Origin of the sequence: Parendozoicomonas verongulae (assembly GCF_009711465.1) — a bacterium.
Classification (GTDB): domain Bacteria; phylum Pseudomonadota; class Gammaproteobacteria; order Pseudomonadales; family Endozoicomonadaceae; genus Sansalvadorimonas; species Sansalvadorimonas verongulae.
In genome coordinates this window covers 1-19,905 of sequence record NZ_SMME01000803.1, presented here as the reverse complement: position 1 = coordinate 19,905, position 19,905 = coordinate 1, and the positions used below count along the sequence as shown (strand labels likewise).

Annotated in this window: 14 protein-coding genes and 3 tRNA genes; 6 read left to right on the top strand and 11 right to left on the bottom strand. The window is 47.4% G+C overall.

Annotation, left to right across the window (positions count from 1 at the left end; translation table 11 throughout):
• Positions 1 to 215: 215 nt before the first annotated feature.
• Positions 216 to 291 (bottom strand) — tRNA-Thr (locus E1189_RS08570).
• Between the two features lie 240 nt (positions 292 to 531).
• On the opposite strand from E1189_RS08570, the gene E1189_RS25895 reads away from it, so the two are divergent.
• Positions 532 to 1,404, top strand: coding sequence for a tyrosine-protein phosphatase (locus E1189_RS25895; RefSeq protein WP_329601948.1), 873 nt, complete (start codon positions 532 to 534; stop codon positions 1,402 to 1,404).
• Positions 1,405 to 1,488: 84 nt separating this feature from the next.
• On the opposite strand, the gene E1189_RS08560 is transcribed toward E1189_RS25895, so the two are convergent.
• The 3 genes from E1189_RS08560 to E1189_RS08550 all read right to left on the bottom strand — a co-directional run bounded on the left by E1189_RS08560 (position 1,489) and on the right by E1189_RS08550 (position 3,103).
• Positions 1,489 to 1,575, bottom strand: a tRNA-Leu gene (locus E1189_RS08560).
• Positions 1,576 to 1,614: 39 nt separating this feature from the next.
• Positions 1,615 to 1,701: transfer RNA gene (locus tag E1189_RS08555), tRNA-Leu, on the bottom strand.
• Between the two features lie 265 nt (positions 1,702 to 1,966).
• The gene (locus E1189_RS08550) at positions 1,967 to 3,103 is read right to left on the bottom strand and encodes a D-alanyl-D-alanine carboxypeptidase family protein (protein ID WP_230460274.1); all 1,137 of its coding nucleotides are present in this window, start codon (positions 3,101 to 3,103) and stop codon (positions 1,967 to 1,969) included.
• Between the two features lie 397 nt (positions 3,104 to 3,500).
• Between E1189_RS08550 and E1189_RS08545 the strand changes: the two genes are divergently transcribed.
• Positions 3,501 to 5,288 (top strand): J domain-containing protein, encoded by a 1,788-nt coding sequence (locus tag E1189_RS08545; RefSeq protein ID WP_155159627.1) that lies wholly within the window; start codon positions 3,501 to 3,503, stop codon positions 5,286 to 5,288.
• Between the two features lie 239 nt (positions 5,289 to 5,527).
• Here E1189_RS08545 and E1189_RS08540 read toward each other — a convergent pair whose 3' ends face one another.
• The 3 genes from E1189_RS08540 to E1189_RS08530 form a co-directional block, all read right to left on the bottom strand.
• Positions 5,528 to 6,733: a BaiN/RdsA family NAD(P)/FAD-dependent oxidoreductase gene (locus tag E1189_RS08540; protein WP_155159626.1), complete on the bottom strand. Its 1,206-nt coding sequence runs from the start codon at positions 6,731 to 6,733 to the stop codon at positions 5,528 to 5,530.
• Positions 6,734 to 6,784: 51 nt separating this feature from the next.
• Complete coding sequence (locus E1189_RS08535) at positions 6,785 to 7,468, bottom strand: zinc metallopeptidase (RefSeq protein ID WP_230460273.1); 684 nt, start codon at positions 7,466 to 7,468, stop codon at positions 6,785 to 6,787.
• Positions 7,469 to 7,565: 97 nt separating this feature from the next.
• Positions 7,566 to 8,042, bottom strand: a complete 477-nt coding sequence (locus E1189_RS08530; RefSeq protein WP_155159622.1) for a hypothetical protein — start codon at positions 8,040 to 8,042, stop codon at positions 7,566 to 7,568.
• Positions 8,043 to 8,280: 238 nt separating this feature from the next.
• Here E1189_RS08530 and E1189_RS08525 point away from each other — a divergent pair, with 238 nt between their 5' ends.
• A complete protein-coding gene (locus E1189_RS08525) occupies positions 8,281 to 8,967 on the top strand; it encodes a hypothetical protein (RefSeq protein ID WP_155159620.1) in 687 nt (228 codons plus the stop codon).
• 40 nt (positions 8,968 to 9,007) lie between these two features.
• Here E1189_RS08525 and E1189_RS08520 read toward each other — a convergent pair whose 3' ends face one another.
• From E1189_RS08520 to E1189_RS08505, 4 genes are all read right to left on the bottom strand, one after another.
• Positions 9,008 to 9,355: a hypothetical protein gene (locus E1189_RS08520; RefSeq protein WP_155159618.1), complete on the bottom strand. Its 348-nt coding sequence runs from the start codon at positions 9,353 to 9,355 to the stop codon at positions 9,008 to 9,010.
• 570 nt (positions 9,356 to 9,925) lie between these two features.
• Positions 9,926 to 11,971, bottom strand: coding sequence for an elongation factor G (fusA, locus tag E1189_RS08515; protein ID WP_155159617.1), 2,046 nt, complete (start codon positions 11,969 to 11,971; stop codon positions 9,926 to 9,928).
• Positions 11,972 to 12,146: 175 nt separating this feature from the next.
• Positions 12,147 to 12,785 carry a pyridoxamine 5'-phosphate oxidase gene (pdxH, locus tag E1189_RS08510; protein ID WP_155159615.1) on the bottom strand — a complete coding sequence of 213 codons (639 nt, stop codon included), beginning with the start codon at positions 12,783 to 12,785 and terminating at the stop codon, positions 12,147 to 12,149.
• A 511-nt stretch (positions 12,786 to 13,296) separates the two neighbouring features.
• Complete coding sequence (locus E1189_RS08505; RefSeq protein WP_155159614.1) at positions 13,297 to 14,316, bottom strand: phospholipase A; 1,020 nt, start codon at positions 14,314 to 14,316, stop codon at positions 13,297 to 13,299.
• Between the two features lie 132 nt (positions 14,317 to 14,448).
• Here E1189_RS08505 and E1189_RS08500 point away from each other — a divergent pair, with 132 nt between their 5' ends.
• The 3 genes from E1189_RS08500 to E1189_RS08490 form a co-directional block, all read left to right on the top strand.
• Positions 14,449 to 16,707, top strand: coding sequence for an SET domain-containing protein-lysine N-methyltransferase (locus E1189_RS08500; protein WP_196221328.1), 2,259 nt, complete (start codon positions 14,449 to 14,451; stop codon positions 16,705 to 16,707).
• 205 nt (positions 16,708 to 16,912) lie between these two features.
• Positions 16,913 to 19,465, top strand: a complete 2,553-nt coding sequence (locus tag E1189_RS08495; protein WP_155159610.1) for a hypothetical protein — start codon at positions 16,913 to 16,915, stop codon at positions 19,463 to 19,465.
• Positions 19,466 to 19,595: 130 nt separating this feature from the next.
• The coding region (locus E1189_RS08490) for a hypothetical protein (RefSeq protein ID WP_155159609.1) at positions 19,596 to 19,905 on the top strand (310 nt) is incomplete at its 3' end.

The window sequence follows — 19,905 nt, the reverse complement described above, 5'->3', positions numbered from 1 at the left end:
GAATTATTTCATGATCTGATGCTGTTCTGATTGTCCTGCCAAAAGGGAGCTGGTTCGCCAGCTCCCTTTTTTGTGTTCCTCAGAAAAGTTGCCTTTTTTCTGGGAGCGACACAAAAAGAGTAGCCAACAGAAGTAACCACTTCCCCAAAACTCAGATACAAAAAAGCCCCCGTCGTCTACGGAGGCTTCTAAGCCCTTGATATACAAGGTAAATATGGTGCCGGCACCAAGAGTCGAACTCGGGACCTACTGATTACAAGTCAGTTGCTCTACCAACTGAGCTATGCCGGCAACGGAGTCGAATATTATGGATAAGCCCTGTTTTTGTCAACACTCTCCTTAAAGAAAGGCAGAACATTTTCTGGAAAACTCGTGAGAGTTTAATGGCTATGGCTTAACGCCAATTCTCATCTATACCTACGTCCTAGATCTATTGAGGTTTCATGATCGCTTCATAGCTACCCTCGGGAATGCTGAGTTTGACCACGAAATCTAAACAGACCCTAATGATAACCAGATATGGAGAATGGGGTGCCGTTAGCCAAAATTGCGCGAGTGTGTGTCGGTTTGTTTTTTCTGTTCCTGGTTGAGTCTGTGAGTGCAGGGAACTTATGGGAATGGTGGGTGCGTAGTACAGGTGCGCCGGGTGCTCGAGCTTCTACCTTTATTCGAAACATTCGCAATATCACACTTCCTGTTTTCAATAGGAGTGAGTTTGATTCCACAAGAGTGCGACTTGTCGATCATGTTGGTCAAAATGTGATTATCCGCATGCCGAACCCAGCTATTAAAGGTGCTTTTGCTGAAGAGGAGTTTTATGAGGGTATTCGAGATGTTCTGCCAGAAGGGATGAGTCGTGATTTGTCCACCAGGAAAATTATTAGCTTTAACCTGATGCATCCCTGGGCTGAATATGAGGAGTATTCTGTGGAGAAATCCTGGTTTGAAGCACAGGAAAACAGGGAGTTTCGGAATTACCCCCAGTTAGGCTCCTTTTTATCTGCCAAATGGTTGCCTAAGTGGGCTCGTGATTTGTTGGTGCCATATCGTCGCCATCTTGGTCTTTCAACAGCGGAAGTTGTGGATGATCTTCATAGCGAGGTGCTTGATCAGAGCGGGAAGCCCAAAATTATTGTTGTTCACTGTGTGTCGGGGAAGGATCGTACGGGGATGATCATCAATGATTATTTGATGGCTTATAAAGGGAAGAGCTACGAAGATGTTATAAAAGAGGGCTTTGTGATTACAGGAGAGCGACAAGATGTGTGGAGTCGTACCAGTTCCCGCTGGATGGCTTTGCACCGTGCCAAAACGCTTCCAACAGTAGGCACAGAAGAAGAAATTATGGCCTTTGATGATGTGAATGTAGCACTTTTACCGAGGCCGATGGGACAAAGTAAATGAATGAAACCAGAAGTGTATTTAAGGGGAATGTATTTGTTACCGGCATAAAAAAACCAGCTTCAGAGAAGCTGGTTTTTCGGAATTTGGTGCCCAGAAGAAGACTCGAACTTCCACGCCCTTTCGGACACTAGCACCTGAAGCTAGCGCGTCTACCAATTCCGCCATCTGGGCAATTTCTCGTTTCTGAGAAGGTGTGCTGAATAAGATGATTGGTGCCCAGGAGAAGACTCGAACTTCCACGCCCTTTCGGACACTAGCACCTGAAGCTAGCGCGTCTACCAATTCCGCCACCTGGGCATCTTATTCGCTGCTCGTTGTTGAGTTCGTTTCATGTCGTCCCCAGCGAGCGAGGCGAATATTAGAGAGAATGCTTTTTGGTGTCAACAACTTAGAGTACTTCTTATGGGTTGGTAATTGCCGCAGCCGTTTTGAAAGCCCCCTTTAAAGAGATTTAAAAACCTAATTCCTATAGAGAAAGAAGAAGTGACAAACTCCGATAGCTTTTCGAACAAGACCAGCCCCACAAACCAATGCTTGCGAGACTGTTCCGTCCGACTGGTTGCTAGAAAAGACTGCCTAACAGGTTACTGAAGAACAGCTTTATGCTATCCAGAAGGCGTTTGAAGAAACCGCCCCGTTCAATGGTTTCAGCAGCCACAAGTGGCACTTCTCTGAGGATTTGATCTCCAAGACGCCAGGTGGCCTGACCAATCACATCTCCCCGGGCAATAGGTGCCTTCAGAGGAGCCTGATATTCGAATTCGGCTTTCACGTTTTTCAGCTGATTTCGTGGCAGCGTGATAGCGATGTTTTCTTCGACTGTCGCGGTCAGTTCACTCTCAGCACCTTGCCATACAGTTTGTTGGGAAACAGGAGCGTGGGCCTCGAGCAGTGTGTCTGTCTCAAAAAAGCGGAAACCGTAGGTGAGCAGTTTGCGACTTTCCTGAATACGCGCTCGTTGACTGGCAGTACCCATCACTACAGAAATAAGGCGCATGTCGTCTTGTGTGGCAGAGGTCACCAGGCTGTAACCGGCGTTGGATGTGTAGCCGGTTTTTATACCGTCAACATTCAGTGAGCGATCCCACAGCAGCTGGTTACGGTTGTTCTGGGTGATGCCATTCCAGGTGAAGCTCTTCTCGTTATAAATGGAGTACATCTTGGGCGTGTCCCGAATAAGGCTGCGAGACAGAATCGCCATATCGTGGGGGGATGTACCAATATTGGTGCTATCGAGACCGTGGGCATTGGTGAACTCGGTATTTATCATTCCCAGCTTGTCGGCCCAGCTGTTCATCAGGGCAACAAAAGTACCTTCAGAACCCGCAATATGCTCTGCCATGGCGACAGAGGCATCGTTGCCAGACTGTACCATGATACCTCGGCTCAGATTTGCCACGCTGATTTGATCGCCGGGTTCAATAAACATCTTTGACGAGTCCGGGAAGTTCCGGGACCAGGCGTTACGGCTAATAGTCACCGTGTCGTCAAACGACATCCGACCACTGTTAATTTCCTGCCCGATTACATAAGCCGTCATCATTTTTGTCAGGCTGGCGGGTGCAAGGCGGTCGTCCGCATTTTTGGAAGCAATGATTTCCCCGGATTCATAATCCATCAGGATATAGCCCTTGGCATTGATGGAGGGCGGGGAAGGGATAATGTTGGTCACCGCTGCAGCAGGTTGAACTGAGAACATCAGCAGAACACCTGTGAGTGCAGATGTAATAGCAGGAGTCTTAAAGAAAGAATGGGAGAAGCAGTTCATAAATCAGGCGGTACTTATTGTTTATGGGTTGAGTGCTTATTCTTCGTCGAAATCGTGAAGAATTATAAAGCTGCTTATACACTGCTTTGCCGTTTTTGAGTAGTGATACTTATCAATGCAGATCAATGGTAAATAACTTAGCAATGTAAGAAATTGTACGGTGGCCCTTGTATTGATTGAGATGAAAGACTTTCAAGCGGATAGCATCACATATTATTACGGTTTGTAATTATCTTCGTATTTTTGTTTCTGAGCAGGAAAAACCAGAGGTCTCTTCTATAACTACAGCTCTTTCAAGGGTTGAGACTCTGACTCTCAGGAAAAATAGATGCGTATACGTTCTTTGTTAAAACCTATTCTAATAGCACCACTTTTGTGGGGGGCATCCAGTTTTTCGGCAGCAGAAGCTGGTTTTTCTGTCGGTCAGGAGGGTAGAAACCCTGTAGAGACGACCGCAGACTCTGCTCAGAGAAACAGCTTCATCTCTGCTATCCCCGTATTCTCTTCCGATCAGGGCATGGTTGTGCAAATGGGGAGTCGTATTGTCGTGCTGGAAGGGCTGAATTCCAGTTCCTGGTGGTGGTTGGTATCCCAAATGGGGCTTCAGGCTGTTTCCCAGATTATATTGAATGCCATCAGTATTCAGTACCACAATAATGAGAATAATTTTTCTGATTCAAACTTGGGATTTGCAGGCCAGTCTTTAGCCTTTGGGTTTCTTCCCATTATTTCGACCGTTCTTTTTGTCCGGAATATCTTGAAAAACTATCACGAGGCAGGGCTGTGGGCAGTATTTGCAGACATTAGCGCCACCAATCTTCTTGTCGGGTATCAGAGGGGCGCTTTCACCATGGCATCCTTGAGTGCTCTCAGCGCTATGGCAAGCCATGTTCAATACTATCGTTCTGGAGCGGAGTACGGTCAGCAACGGGTGTATCTTGATGGGCTGGAAGCTGCCAATCTTCTGATTCAAATTGATTACGACAACAGCAGCTTTGGCTACACCCGTATGACATTCAGCCGTATTCAAGGCACGCCGATTAAAGACCGGAGTCACTCCGAGTTCTCTGCTTTATCATACGCTATGGATCAGGCTGGTGTGTCCAGTGTGAATATTGAAACAGTATCCCCCTACATGGGAAATGACGGGTACTTTGTTTTGTCTTACAAGGAGGCAAGTGGCGAATCCAGGACGGTTCGTTTCAATATGGGAGGTAAGAGTAAACCATGGCTGATTGACCTGGTACATTCGAAAAGTAAAAAGAGTAAACTGGTTAATTCTCGCTCTGCCCTCTCTCCCGCAGCCATCAATATTATTACCCGGTGGCTGGAATTATCAGAGGGTGATGAAACGGCCTTTCCACTGGGAACAGTGAGTCTGTCTATAGATAGCCAGACACAACAGACAGCAATCGTTTCTGTTTACGAAAGTGCTTCTCTGGAAGATGTGAAAGTTGAAGACGATAGCTCTCTGACACTGGGTGGTAAGTACAGTTTATCTCTTGCAGATGGTTACTTTTTGTCAACCAAGGTGCTGACAATTCCTACTGAGCAGGATAAGCAATATACCCAGTACAGGGTTCCGAAATGGTTTAATCACTTCATGCTGACCCAAGCGACCAAAGCGACCAAACCGGTGGTTATCAAAGGCGCCAACTTTGCAATGGAGAAGATGTACTCTGATGGATGGAAGATGTCCGATTTGAATCAGCTATTCCTGGGGCGGGTTTTTAAGGGGGGTATATTCCAGGAACGCATTGCTGATCGTCTGGTTCATAGAAGTGAACTGGAAAAGGCGCAGCAGGTACTGATTGATAACTACCCAGCAGATAAACCGCTGGAGAATGTGCAGGGTTTGTTGTCTGACGATAATACCGAGCGTCTGGTTAAGGCTTTCAGACAGATATCTAAGATACATCACCCTGATAAGTTTTCAGGACAAGAACAGAGTGTCATTGAAAAAGCGTCAGAAACTTTCAAGAATATTAGCAGGGCCAATGATATGTTGGGATGGTTCCTGTCCCACAAGGGTGAGATTCTCGTAGTGGATAAAAACTCATCGCCATTCCAAATGTGGTTGTATCAAAAGATGGAAAGAGCGACTCGGAAAATGTAAGGACAAGGTGATCTCTTAAGAAAGGTAAAAGCAGGTTCATGATTTTCAGGAGCCTGCTTTTTTTAAGTACCCGGACCATTGCTTTCGCATAATGATGGCGAGTGGGTTTTTTCGCGCTTCAAGGAACAACGTCGGGAGCGTAGCCCGCAACGTGACCAGAGCTGTGACGCAGCAAGGGCGGAAAAAGACGCCGTCAGACTATGCGAAAGCAATGGTCCGGGTACTTATAAGTTGAAAAATTATGCAAATAGCCCCGAACAATGCCCAGATGCCCAGGCCCACTGGAAGTTGAACCCCCCCAGGTGTCCGGTCACATCCACAACTTCCCCAATAAAGTAAAGGTTGTCCTGTTGTCGGCTTGCCATGGTTTTGGACGACAGTTGATTAGTGTTTACACCGCCAATCGTCACTTCTGCTTTTTTATAACCCTCTGTGCCGCTTGGCTTTAGACAATATGCGGTGAGTACCTGTTCCATGCGCTGCATGCTTTCTCTGCGCCACTGGCTGGCCTCCTTTTCTTCTCCAATGAGCTGTGCGAGTGCCGATGCCAGACGTTTTGGCAGATGTTCACAGAGAATTGTGGTGAGAGAGGCTTTGGGGCGAGCGGCTTTTTGCTCTTCGAGCCATTGAGGGACATCCACATCCGGCAGCCAGTTGATTTCCACTTCATCTCCCTTCTGCCAATAACTGGACACCTGCAGAATAGAAGGTCCACTCAAACCTTTGTGTGTAAACAGCAAAGCTTCACGGAAGCTATGGCCATTACAGCTGGCAACCACATCTGTACTGATACCGGATAATCCGTCAAACGTTTTCAGCTCTTTCAGATCGAGAGTGAAAGGTACCAGTGCCGGACGAACAGGAACAATTTCGTGGCCAAACTGTTTAGCAATGCGATAACCAAGATCGGTGGAACCCATAGTGGGGAATGAGAGCCCACCGGTGGCAATCACCAGTGATTCTGTTTTCACGCTTCCCTGGCTGGTGGCAATGGTGAACAGGCCACTATCCAGAGTATCAACGCTCTGGATATCAACCTTTGTGTGAATGGATACAGTAGGAAGATCACATTCTGTCAGCAGCATATCGAGAATTTCCCTGGAGCTGTTATCACAGAACAGTTGGCCAAGGGTTTTCTCATGCCAGGCAATACCGTGTTTATCAACCAGTGCCTGAAAGTCCCACTGACTGAAACGGCTAAGAGCCGATTTACAATAGTGTTGGTTGGCGGACAGATAGTTTGCCGCTTCAGTGTACATATTGGTGTAATTGCACCGCCCGCCACCGGATAACAGAATCTTGCGGCCCGGGCGCTTGCCATGATCCAGAACCAGAACCCGCCGACCTCTTTGGCCAGCTGTGAGCGCACACATCAGCCCGGCTGCACCTGCACCAATAACGACAACATCGGTGCTTTCAGGAAGGGATGATTGGGACAAGGACATAGGTTCAGATTCCGCAGTAAAGACAACAGCCAAAGGCGGCGCACTATAAGGCTATCTTCTGAGAACAGCAATCCACCGGCCCAGGTTCAGCAAACTGGCAAGAGCTGCAGCTACGTAGGTAAGAGCAGCGGCCTTCAGAACCTGTCTTGCGGCGGGTTGGTCGCTGATCATAAGGTAGCCTTCTTCAAGAATGGGCAGAGCTTTATTGAAGCTGGCATCGTTTTCCACCGGCAGGTTCATAAACTGCACCAACACCACGGCAAGCATACCAATGGCGCCGATTACAGCGGTTAGAAATGTGCTTTGGGGGACGCGGGTCAGCAGGAATATGACTGGGCTGACCATCAGGGCAATAGCGCTGAAACGTTCAATAGCCATAGCGGTTCGAATACGACGCTGACGGCGCATAAAGCCGGGGTGTTTCTCTTTATGCTGGATAGCATGCCCAACTTCATGGGCGGCAACAGCGACTGCTGCGATGGATTTACCTTCATAGTGCTCGGGTGAGAGGGAAACCACCCGCTTTTCCGGGTCGTAATAATCTTCCCCTGCTGCTCCCATACGTACTTTAGCGTCCAATTCAAAGCGCTGAATCAGATGTTGTGCCAGCTCGCCTCCGGTTCCCTGTAAATCAGACCGGTGAACACTGTGGCGTTTCAATACATAATGAACCCAGAGTTGCGGGCCGAATACGAGTGTGAGTATAAGCAGGGCTGGTATCGCCAGAATCATCATTATTTCCTGTTATTGATTCTGCCCGTCATTGTGCACTGTTCCAGCCCCGTCAGTACAGGGGAGCTGACTGGGCTGGCAGCCTGTTGCAAAGGCAGAATCAACTATTTGTTTCTTTCAAATAAAGCATGCCACTGCCCTGGGTTCCTGTTTTGGCATTCTGTTCATTAAAAATGCCGCTGACTTCTGCAGAACCTTCTTCCCGTTCGGTTTTGGAGTAAAAAATCAGGGAGGGAAGAGAGACACCCTCAACAGTGGCTTTGAAAACATAAGGGTAATATTCAGCAAGCACGCCAGTCTCCCGGTGGCTTTTCAGGGGAATTTTCTGCATGGGAGGAATCTGGCTGAGTTCTCCGGTCAGTGTCACGGTTTTGCCCCGCAGGTAATCGACCAGAGCGTGGGTGACATCGTCAGCTGTTTGCAGGGTGATGCTGTTAAAGCACCCGGCCTTGTCGGCAAACGGGTTCTCATTATCTTCATCACTGGCCGCATCTGCAAAAGCAGCTCCGGTTGTGATCAGGCTGGCGCTGAGAACGGCTTTCAGCAACAGGGCCGGGGCCGTATTTCTATAAACCATGACAAACCTCATATACTTCTAAGAATACACGTTCGGGCTACGTTTAAAGCCGAGAACAGCATCGAAGGGGCTTGCTGGTCTGTCAAACTCAGGATTGGGATTTATGGAAATAAGAAGCAAAAGGTGGAGGTTTTTCACTTTCATTGCGTATGGGCTGGTGTCGCTCTCGTCTTTTACTTTTGCAGCTCAAAGGCATGTGGTCGTGGTACCTCTGGTTCATACAGTGCCGGAGCAGATTGTGCCAGCAGTAAAAGCTATTCTGCCAGACGGTGCGACGGTTACATCGTTTAATAACCAGCTGATTCTGAGTGTTACTCACAATGAGCAGAAAACCGTTGAAGAGTTATTGCAACAAATTGACAAGGCATCCCGGCAGTTTTTGATTTCCGTGCGCATGCCTCAGCATTTTGATACCTCCAGTGATGGAGTGTCCGTAAGTGGCACCTTTGGCAATGGAAGGGTACAGATTGGCGAGAGCAGTCATCCGGCTCGTGTAGTCATTCGCAGCAACAGTTCTTCTGTGAACAAGGATGGTCTGCAGAGTTTACGGGCAACGGAAGGTATACCCGCTTATATTGCAGTGGGAACATCAAAACCTGTAACAACCCACAGAATCGACAGCTTTGGCAATCGACAGGCGATCACAGAATATAAAGCTGCAGACCAGGGCTTCTATGTCACAGCACGTCTTGTAGGTGAGGGGGGGCAGCTGAAGATTAACCAGACCGACGACCAGCATGAAAGCCAGTCAATCAGTACCCGTCACCTGTCCACAACCGTATCAGGCAAGCTGGGAGAGTGGATAACTATCGGTGGCACAGGAACGGACAGATCGGACGCCCACAGTGGGCTGGTAATACGAAACACATCCTCCCAAAATAGTTCGCGTGCAATCCAATTACGTGTAGAAATGGTAGGAAAATAGACAGCTGGCTCTCTTACAGAGCCAGTTGTCTTCAAGTCACTTATAAATGCCAGCCGGTATTATCTCTGGGAATATTGCAGCTCTTTAGAATGGCTGTATTCGTACGACAGTTCGTGCAGGTTAACCCTGTCAGACTCAATTCAAAATCCAGAATGCCGCAACTCTTGGTATCGAGAGAGAACAGGTTAAAGGCGGAAATGGGTGCACTAAAGTGCCGATCTTCTTTTATCCACAACCCGGATATGCTCACCCCACTACTGTGTACAACCTTGCCAAAGCCTTGTGTGTCAGGGGGCAGAGCTTGTGAAGAGAGAGCAACCGGTGAGGTTGCGATCAATGCGGTTGCCAACAGAAGCTGGGGTAGCCTGGCGAACATTTTTCTGGACATGGCTGGCTCCTTTTGAGCTATGAGCGTTTGCGCGAGTGTCGAGTTAATGCTGAATTTGGGCCGTTTGATTTCTACTTCAAGTGAATAATTAGTCTTGCTCGGAATGTCTCTTGTTGCAACTGGTAAAAGCAATAATGCCTGCCTGATTTTTCTCAGTTCATCAGGTGTGTATAAGCAGGTAGCAACCTGTGTTCAGGCGCGAATAACCTGTGAGAGAGTGTCTGCTCCTGCTCGGTAAGGAATTTAGCCAAAAATACGGATTTCGATGAAGTTTTGGTCGTCTTTAGCTGCTCGTTTTTTGAACAATATAAAAGAGAACAGCTTATCAGGAGGTTATAAAAAGCCTTTGCACAGCTTATGGGGGCCTTATCACAGAGTATCCATAGGATGTCCAACGGATGCTGTGGGTAAAGTTTAAGCGAGAAGTTATCCACAGCGTGCTGTTTATTTCCCGTAGACAACGGGTTAATAACAGGAGAGTAGTTTGTAGATTGTTTGATGTGGATAAAAAAGGCTCCCTGGTGGGAGCCTTTTGTGATTTTGTGGATAAGTAGTTTTTAAGAGCTTAAATCACTCCTGATCATTGTGCTTCCAAGCCGATATGAGTTGCTTCTGAATGTCGGCAGGTACTACTGCATAGTGGCTAAAGTGAGACAGATACTGACCTTCTCCTGCCGTGAGTGCTTTCAGGCGATTACTGTAGTTAGTCACACAAGATAATGGTGCGCTGGCAAGAATAGTGAGCTGGTTGTTGCTGTCAGCCTCAGTACCGGTGACCATACCCTGAGTGCTGGCAAGATCACCAGTTATATCACCTATGCATTGCTGGGGGGCTTTAATCTCCATTGTTACATAAGGTTCAAGGATGGCAGGAGCTGCTTTTTTCACGGCGTCGATAAAGGCTTTTTTACCTGCAGTGGCAAAAGCGATCTCTTTGGAATCTACTGGGTGGTGCTTGCCATCGTAAACTGTGACCCGCACATCATGGAGCGGATAGCCTGCTGTAGCACCTTCCTTAAGAACTTCACGAACACCTTTTTCCACGGCGGGAATATATTGTCCGGGAATAACACCCCCGACCACCTTATCAACAAACTCGAAGCCTGCGCCGCGCTCCAGAGGTTCTACTCGCAGGAAGACTTCACCAAACTGGCCGGAGCCACCATTCTGCTTTTTATGACGGTAGTGGCCCTCCGCCGTTTTGGTAATGGTTTCCCGGTAGGCAATGTTCGGCTCATGGGTGACGACATCTATTTTGTACACAGATGACATTTTATCCAGCACCGTCTTGAGGTGAACATCACCCAAACCAAGGAGAACCGTCTCGTTTTGGCGTTCACGAAACTCAATACGCAGGCTGGGATCTTCTGAGGCTATGCGATGAAGAATATCGGAGATTTTTTGTTCATCACCCTGACGAGCCGGGGCAACGGCAATGCTGGCCATGGGAGGAGGGAAGTTCAGCGGGCGAAGGTGGAAATGATCCTCTTCGTGGGAATCATGTAATACCGCATCAAAGTAAAGAGATTCTGCTTTGGCAATCGCACAGATATCCCCAGGGTACGCTTTATCGACAGAGATATGCTCACTGCCTTGCAGCTTGACGAGATGGGAGATACGCAAGGGTTTACGGCCGTCACCCACATACAGCTGACTACCATTTCTGACAGTGCCTTGATGCACCCGGAAAATACCCAGCTTGCCCATGAAGGGGTCCATGGTCAGTTTGAAAGCATGGGCAATAACATGAGCATCGGGCAAAGGTTCAACAGAAACGTCTTCTGCATCATCTCCCTCACCTTTTACAAACAGAGGCGGATTGCCTTCCAGAGGTGTTGGCATTAATTCGGATATCACGCGAAGAAGCAGATCAACGCCAGCACCCGTTGTTGCAGAGGTGAAGCATACAGGCACCAGATGGTTTTGCCGCAAAGCCGCTTCAAAGGGATCGTGCAGCTGCTTAACTGTGATGTTTTCCCCTTGTTCCAGATAAAGTTCCATAAGAGCGTCGTCGACTTCGACAACCTGATCCACAAGGTGGCTGTGGGCTTCTTTTATAGAGGAGAAGCGGGTTTCTATTGTGTTGTCAGGGAGGAAATAACAATCAACGACATCGTCGCTTTCAGTAGGAAGATTGATAGGGAGACACTCTGGCCCGAAGGTATCTTGAATATCAACCAGAACGGACTCCAGATCATCCGCTTCATCAATATGGTTGATAACAATCAGTGCGCATTTGTGGCGTTCTTTAATTTGCTCCCAGGCCATACGTGCGACAGGCTCAACACCGTGCTTGGCATTGATCACTATAGCCACTGTTTCTACGGCAGGTAAGGCTCCCAAGGCACGGCCGAAGAGGTCAGGGTATCCCGGAGTATCGAGCATGTTAATGCAGGTTTGTGAACGGGGCAGGCATACCAGAGATGTTTCAAGTGAATGCCCGATAGCTTTTTCAAGGTCGGTGTAATCGGAAACCGTATTGCGCCCCTGTATTGTCCCGGGCACGGAGAGGGTGTTGTTTTTGTGGAGCAATGCTTCGCAGAGTGTGGTTTTGCCACTGCCTCCATGGCCAAGCAGAGCAATATTTCGAATCTGGTCGCTTGTATAGCCGGCCATCACCTTCCCTCCTAAGAATCTTTATTAGTGTTTTGGTAGGTAACGCTGATTCGGGAATTACGTAGCCAGTATAGGGAGGGTGATTTGAGGAAAAATTGCTCTTGATCAATAGGAGGGAGGAATATCAAAGAGCACGCTTTCTAACTGGAAAGCGTGCTCTGGAAAAATCCTTGAATCAGGGAGCAAGCCTTTCAATATCCCAGGCTTGATTCTCATTGCGGCTATAGCAGAAGCGATCATGCAAGCGGCTGGGGCGCCCCTGCCAGAATTCAATTTGTTCAGGCTTCACCCGGTAGCCGCCCCAAAAGGAAGGAACCGGCACCTCACCCTGTTTGAACTTACGCTTCATCTCATCCAGCTTCAGTTCCAGTATCTTACGGCCGGTGATGACGCTGCTCTGGTGGGAACACCAGGCACCTAATTGGCTGCCATGGGGGCGGCTAAGAAAGTACTTCATGGTTTCTGCTTTGCCGATTTTCTCAGCTTCCCCACGAATAATGACCTGACGCTCCAGCCCCAGCCAAAGAAACATCAACGCAACTTTCGGGTTGTGGGCAATATGTTTGGCTTTGTTGCTGGTGTAGTTGGTAAAAAATACAAATCCGTCGTCGTCGTAATATTTGAGCAGAACCGTGCGCAGACTGGGCTGACCTTCTGGCGATACCGTCGCTACGCTCATAGCGTTAGGCTCGGCAATTTGCATCTCCTGAGCCTGTTCAAACCACTTGGTAAACTGATGTGTGGGATTGGGGTTTAGGTCTTCCCGGCTTAATCCGTCACGGGTGTACTCTTCACGCAGGGCGCTGAGGTCCATAGTTGATGTCCAGTCCAGATTTCTGATGGGCTGATGATGGCACTGTTACCTGCCTTTATAAAGAGCTGTTACTGGGTGTTACCCCCGCTGAAAAAAGTGTTACCGAAACGGTGCACGCTGGTGTAACAACTCGGGGTGCAACAAGTCTGAAAAAAGCACTCTTGCTTCTAACCTATTGTTTTTAAAGGGTTGTAGAGGGAGTGGCCTGCCTTCTGCAGTATCCAAAGCATAATAAAAATAATAATTAGACCAACAATAAAAATAATAAAGTCTGTTCTGGCCGAACAATAAAAATAATAAAGGCATGCGAACGGATTGTTTTGGAAGATGCTTTTTTGTGGTGAACTGGAAGCAGCAACTCGAAGTTTTAAGAGAGGTCGTTTAAACGACCCGGAAAACCCGAGGAGCAGGGAGGCAGACAGCCATTAACCGCACATCTTATAAAGCAATACGCTCGATAGAACATTAAACGGAGCCAACTGGCTCCGTTTTTTTTGCCTGCCAACTGTTTTTACAACCAGTCTGTGAGCATAAACCCAATACTCAAACGGCTAACGCTGGCGTTGTAATCAATCAAGCTTTCCCCATATCCGTTGAAGTACTGCACATAACCGCGCAGTTTGTTTGCGTCGCTCAGTGGGAACGACCAACCCAGCTGTACAGCTCCCTTATTATCAGAGCGCAGGTTGTTACGCAGCATCATGCTAAGGTTATGCTCTCCCAGCTTGTAGAACATATTCATCTCGCCATACCCGAGATATTTAGTGATATCCGGGTTGTCGTCACCGCTGGTATCGCTGGGGGATTTCTTTTTGTCTTCCGGGATACGCCACCAGGGTTTGAGGTGAAGGTAGAAATTGTTTTTCTCCAACAGCATGGAGGCGTACATGCGGTTCCAGCTTCGGGAGATATCACCACTGCGGCCATTGGATTGGTGGCTGAGGCCAAACTGCACATCCCGTACTTTCATACCAAACAGGTCATGATCCATCACGAGGTTATAGAATATTTCCGGTTCATGATTGGTTTCCCGGAAAGGGCTGGAGATCGCGGTGTTATAGGCCTGCCACCAGGACTGATTGGTGTAAGCAACATAAATATCGCCATGCTCAGAGAGCACGCCTTTTGCAACAGCTACCTTCAGGCTGAGCTGAAACTTCACTTCTGCTTTGTCGTAAGGAAATTTCTTACTGGCATAGGGCGTAGTATTTGGAGTGTTGTTGTACGAGAGCGGCAATACATAGTTGGGTTTGTGCGGAGAAATAACAAATAATTCATTACGGGTTTTTGTTTCCACTGCCACGCGTTCTTCAAATGGAGTGGGAACCGTTATGCTCTCATCGCTGGCTGGTTGAGATGACAGGGAGGCTGAACAAATCGCTTTCAGTGAGGCTACCGTCGCATCAGGAGCAGCCACTTCCATTTGCTTTAAAAGACAGGTCTGATAATCGGCGGAAACGGCTTCTGCTGGTAGCAGTGCCAGTCCGGCGAAAGGAAGAGTCGAATACCGAAGAGCTTTTGTTATATCCATTTCGGTCTGCCGTTTTGTAGATCCCGTGGCGGATTATTACAGTGTTTGCTTAGGCTAACCACCTCGTTAGTGATTTTCTGATACTCATGCCTTGATATAGCTTGCTTTGCAATGATGCGGAAGAGGGTGGCAATGCAGAGAAAGAGTTCCGGTATCCAATTGAACGATGATCTTTATTACCACGGAAGTATGCGCCTGAAGGCCAGACAACTGGGCCAGAGTGGACATCAACATTCCCCATTAGCGAAGAAAGCGAGTTGTTTCTCATCTCAGGTTCGTCGGCAGGTGCGTAAGCAATCTCCACCTAAGCCCGCGGCATTGCAACCTTCTCTGTCAGTGAAAAAATCTTGTCTGGTGCTGGTAGAACCCCTTGATTTTGAAGAGTATGTCAGTGCCAGAAAGCGAACCCTCAATGAGAGAAGTTCAAAAATAAGTTCTGACACTGATTATCGTTTACCAGAACCTAAAGCCAAGAAAGTGAAATATCCGTCTTTGAAAGCACGTGCCATGGCGCAGATGCACGCAATTGGTGAAGGAATCAGCGTGCGTAAAAGTACCATTCCTGATGCTGGTAACGGCTTGTTTGCTGACCAGGTTTTTGAAGAAGGTGAGTTTATTACCTGGTATGACGGTATCGTGGAAGATATTACACCCAAGCGTCGAAAGGAGCTGCTGCAAGTTAAGGACGTAACAGTCTGGAGCCATATACGGGGTGTGAATCAAAACCGGGTTGTTCACGGTTATCAGGATCCGAAAGATAGTCTTGGTGGTGGCAGCTTTATGAATGATGGTTTTAATGCATTCCAGCCTGCCAACGTAGAAATTGTATCCATGCCATCAGAGCACTCTCCTCCAGAGCCAGGAGAGTATGAGTTGTATGTTCGTGCGAAACGGCCTATCGAAAAAGGCGAAGAACTGTTTTATGACTACAGCTCTGCATGTTGGAAGCGTTTTTCTATGGATGAACCAGAATTCTACGAAAAACATTTTGCCTGTCAGATTAGAAGTAAGGCCACGCTGCGCAGGCTGGTTGAAAGCTGTGATGATGGTCGGTTACAGCCGCTGCTTGATGCTCTTCAGGGAACGCCGGTGCCTTATTGGCTTGAACTCAAGCTTCATTTCACGGAATGGACAATAGAGTTGTGTCGTTATGCCCTTTATAAGTGTGGCGCCTGCGAGCCGGGGATACTCACTCAGGGGGCAATGCGATTATTAAAGAAGGAGACAGATGCCTACTTTAAAGCATTAGGTCAGTATGTCTGTTCTCTCACAGCACGCAGTACTCATGCCCTTACTAAAGGTGGTGATGCCAAAGATCGTATCTCCGAGTGGAACCGTACCAAGCGGGGGCGTGATGGAATAAAAAGACAGCCCGTACGCATACCTGATAACGGTGTTTTTCGAGAACCGGATAAGGATTGGCGTGTTGGCCATATCCAGGTTTTCTATTACTACTTCCGGCGGGTTAACTTTTACACAGACGGTGATCGTTTAATGCATATCCTGCAGGTTTTACACCCCGCGCACCCTTTGTATGAACAGCTATCTGGTCAGTACTTGTTCCGAATGATGGATACGGCTGCTGGCAAACTGCTGGACTTTAACTGCCCATCAGTGATTAAGAAAAGAAACAACCTGACTGCGACTCTATTGCGTAGTGGCCTTTATATGCCAGTAACAGTGGACACTCCTGAATGCGAATGGAAAAAGTGGACTCTGCCAGGTATCAGGCAGAATCTTCGCGCACATGGTGTCAAGGTAATTGAACCCGACCCTGCCAGAAACAGCCCATGGAAAATACTGGACAGTGTATTTGAGTCTGGAACGGATGAGGAATATACCCAGCATCTTCTGAAAATGTGCCGTAGCCGGGGATGTGAATTTGCCACAATCACCAGAAAAAGCAAAGTATCCCACTGCGGTTGTGGTATTCGTTTCAAAGATATAGATGGATTGTTTTATAAGGTTAAAGATAAGAAGTCAGAGATAGCTGCCAAAAATTTCTGTGATAAGCACGCACTGTTTATGCAATATATTCAGCGTGCGGGTTTTGATTGCTATGAGGTGTATAAACAGATTACCAATGAAACCCTGTACCGGTGCCTGGATATGATGACACCAGAGTATCTAAGAACAGAAAAAGGGAAAAACATGGCCCGGGACTTTGTGGCAATGGCGATATGTGATTGTGTAAATATGAAGTCCATAAACCGCATATTTACAAAGTACAAAGGCCACTTAAGTGATGAGTTACAGGCTCTCACCAATCAGAAACGATATGAGGCATTAAAACCCATTGGTGACAGACTATTGGCCACCTATGCAGAGTTACCCCGTCTGAAAGGAATCTTTTCTACTGAGGCTGCTGCTGAGGCTTCTGGATATTCCTAACAGGTTTGTTTGTAATAAACGCAGCACGCCGTTGTCTTACTTTTTCCTTGCAATAAATAAGACAACGGAGTGCATTGCCATGGCATACTCAGTTCCACCGAAATCAGTTTCATCAAAGTCAGGTACACCCATTCTTCCAAGTGCGCTAAGAACTCGTGAAGAGCAAATGCGCACCCCTGAGCCCCTCACACAAACAGTTTTTGGCATGGCCGCAAGGCCCGTTCCTGCTCGTCAGAAAAACATTTCGGAGTCCAGTGACCATGGCAGCGTTACGCCATTGGCTACTGAAAGTGGACGAAGGATCTTCTTTTATCCATCCGTCCTCGAAGATGAACCGGTTTTTTCCTATCCAAATAGTTCCGTGATGAAAGTATTGAGAGACGGGCATTCTAAAGAGTGCAGGTGGTTACTGGAGCGCGGACAAAAAGCAGCCGAGGCTGCAGGATCTAAACTGCAACTGCCTGTGGATACCGTTCTTTCTACCACTCGGCCAAGATCCGATGAGGATCTTCATCTTCTACAGTCTTTAAAGCCTTTGATTCAACAAAAGAAATTTCCAGCACCAGAGAAAATTTACACATCATTTGATGTTGACGGGATATTTCCAGAGAACGGGGAGTTTTTTATTCCCATGGACTGCGATGTCCTCGTTGATCAGAGAGACCCCTTACCTTCTAAAGAGGAGTTGAAGAAACTTTCAAAAAGCCCAACAGTTTGCACTTTGATTCCCCGGCAATTCAATCCCGACCTTAATGAAGGGCTAGATACAGAGTTTCGGGTGGCTTTGAACTCCACCAAAGTTGTGCTGCAGCTAAAGCTGGATGATGATACCTGCCTGCCCTTTTACAACAGCCATTATCATATGTCAGGGGATCATGCAGACCCCGCAGATGAGTACGCGGCAGCAGCCACTATTGGGCAATATATCGACCAGTTCGCACCAGGTGCACAGACGGCCATTCAATTACTGGTGAATGAAGAGCTGTTCAATGAACTCGCCAGAAACTATCAGGATGCTTACAACATAAATCTTGACTGCTCCGGCAAGCCAGGCACCGGCAGTGAAATAAAAATCACATTTATGGGCGATGGTGAACTCCGCGTAGATGCCAAGGTGGCCTACGACCGCTATAAGAGCACCAATGATAGAAAAACAAAAAGGGGGTTTATTGAGCTGGCGCTTGCCCTCGATTTAAAAAAGGACGGAGAAATGTGGGTGCCGGGCTGGACAAATTGTTCCTATAACATGACAACCAAGCGCTCCTATAAGACCATGCGTAAACAGTCCGGTTTGAGCTCTGGCAGTTCATCTGGTGGTTCATCTCGCCAAAGCTTGCTTGCAAGCAAAAGCCGCGGTTTGGGGCGGAGTCTGGACATTCTTTCCCGAAGTATCAGTGGGCTTCACAAGCTAGGTAAACACTCAGGCTCTGTGGATATTGAATTCGAAGATCCAACAGAAGGGGCTGCTGACGATTTCTTACCCTTTACTTATCGCCACTCCCATTCCCTGACTGATGTACTGGAAAGCCATTTATTAAAACCTGATCCATCTGGAATCGCGCATGCTCGTGTACACTCAGACGATATGTCACTTCGCCCGTTTGAGGGATTGCTTTCTGTCCCGGCTACCAGCCATCAGCTGTCGTCTTCACCGTCATTGGGAACATCAGAAGACCTGAGTACATCTTCTGAAGCTTCACCCTTTACTTCTCTCGAAGCGGAAGCCTGTCAGTGGCAAGTATCTGAGGGCAGTTACGAGAAATCCCAAGTGTTTGTTGTGAATTATAAAAACGGATGGTGTTACACCAACCTGGCTCCCGCTGAAGCTATTTATAGAGTTTTTATGGGAGGAGAAATGCGCTCATGGATGACTGTAGAACATTCGGTAAACGAACCCCACGATATGGCCAAGATGTTATATCAAATGGGGTTAAAACCGCCATTTGCACATTATTTCAGTGGGGTCCCAGCGAAAGTCATGCGTGGAGTGGAAGGACTTATTGTTACAGGTGACTCACAAGAGTTAGATGTTGATCCAGTTATAGTGAAGAACTTGCAGGAAGATTACACTCAGGCATGGTTTACTGCCCTTGATCATTTTGATCAACGCCTGAAACACTATAAGCCAGAAGAGGAGGTTGCAAAACCGACTATGGCAGGCCTTCCCGCAAAACAGGCTGAAGCGCTTCAGAAGTTTCTGGATAAGATTGAATCTTCACGGAAGGAGTTTGCAACCCTGTCGGATAAACTGGATAGGATGACAAAATTGGGGGAAAACTCCTTTGATAGTTACAAGAAACTGGTGCATAAACTTGTGAGTATTAAAGTCCAGTTGAATCAATTGAATAGCCTTGGTCGTGCCGGAGATCACACTCAAGGGGATAAACCTCTCTATGCACAACTGCAGGAAGAAGCCGGTGTAACCAGTGGCTCTCATCTGGAACCTTACGTTAAGGTTTGCCTGTTGCAGCTGAATGCCCTGAACTTACTTTGTTCCGTAAAACTGGATGTAGCATTAGGGCGCTTATCTCTGAAGAAGGTGGCAGGATATGAAGATCTTCTTGAGACGGTTCGAGGTAAAGTCGTAAGTGTCCAGAGCCTGACTGAACAGGGAGCGATGGATGTTCTTCAGGATATATGGGAAGAATATTTGGATAATACTCCCAATCTGCGGGTAGCGGCTGCGGATGACTCTTCACGCCCCCTGCCGCCGGGAATGAAAGTGACCGAGGATGGTATTGAGTACAGTGATGTCTGAGGCGCGTCGATGAGAGGTTGAGAACGGGTTGGCAACGGCCGTTGCCGACCCAAATTCCAGCATAAATTATGAACTTTATGTGGATACCATCCTCTAAAAGTTAATAAAACTATGTATTGAGGATTTTTACATGAATGTACTCTCGGAAGCAGTATCTCTAGGATCATCATATTATGATGTAGAAGATGGACATACTTCAAAGTTACCAATGTGTACTGGCACTGAGCCAATAATTCCGAAATCAGAAGCATTTCAAGAGTTAAGGGAATCAACACCTGCATTATCAGGAAGAAAGATAGATGTTTTAACTAACCACAGAAAAATAGTTGATAGAGTTATACAGACTCAGATACCAGATCTCACTGTTGATGAAACCTCGCGCCAAACAATGGCAGAGGCTCTTGCATTTTCAGGGATAGATACATTTGAACAAGTAGAAT

Bases quoted from the DNA above. Each gene is read 5' to 3' on its own strand.
- E1189_RS08550 (WP_230460274.1), bottom strand. From the start codon at position 3,103: ATGTTCTCAGTTCAACCTGCTGCAGCGGTGACCAACATTATCCCTTCC.
- E1189_RS08545 (WP_155159627.1), top strand. From the start codon at position 3,501: ATGCGTATACGTTCTTTGTTAAAACCTATTCTAATAGCACCACTTTTG.
- E1189_RS08540 (WP_155159626.1), bottom strand. From the start codon at position 6,733: ATGTCCTTGTCCCAATCATCCCTTCCTGAAAGCACCGATGTTGTCGTT.
- E1189_RS08535 (WP_230460273.1), bottom strand. From the start codon at position 7,468: ATGATGATTCTGGCGATACCAGCCCTGCTTATACTCACACTCGTATTC.
- E1189_RS08530 (WP_155159622.1), bottom strand. From the start codon at position 8,042: ATGGTTTATAGAAATACGGCCCCGGCCCTGTTGCTGAAAGCCGTTCTC.
- E1189_RS08520 (WP_155159618.1), bottom strand. From the start codon at position 9,355: ATGTCCAGAAAAATGTTCGCCAGGCTACCCCAGCTTCTGTTGGCAACC.
- fusA (WP_155159617.1), bottom strand. From the start codon at position 11,971: ATGGCCGGCTATACAAGCGACCAGATTCGAAATATTGCTCTGCTTGGC.
- pdxH (WP_155159615.1), bottom strand. From the start codon at position 12,785: ATGGACCTCAGCGCCCTGCGTGAAGAGTACACCCGTGACGGATTAAGC.
- E1189_RS08505 (WP_155159614.1), bottom strand. From the start codon at position 14,316: ATGGATATAACAAAAGCTCTTCGGTATTCGACTCTTCCTTTCGCCGGA.
- E1189_RS08500 (WP_196221328.1), top strand. From the start codon at position 14,449: ATGCAGAGAAAGAGTTCCGGTATCCAATTGAACGATGATCTTTATTAC.
- E1189_RS08495 (WP_155159610.1), top strand. From the start codon at position 16,913: ATGGCCGCAAGGCCCGTTCCTGCTCGTCAGAAAAACATTTCGGAGTCC.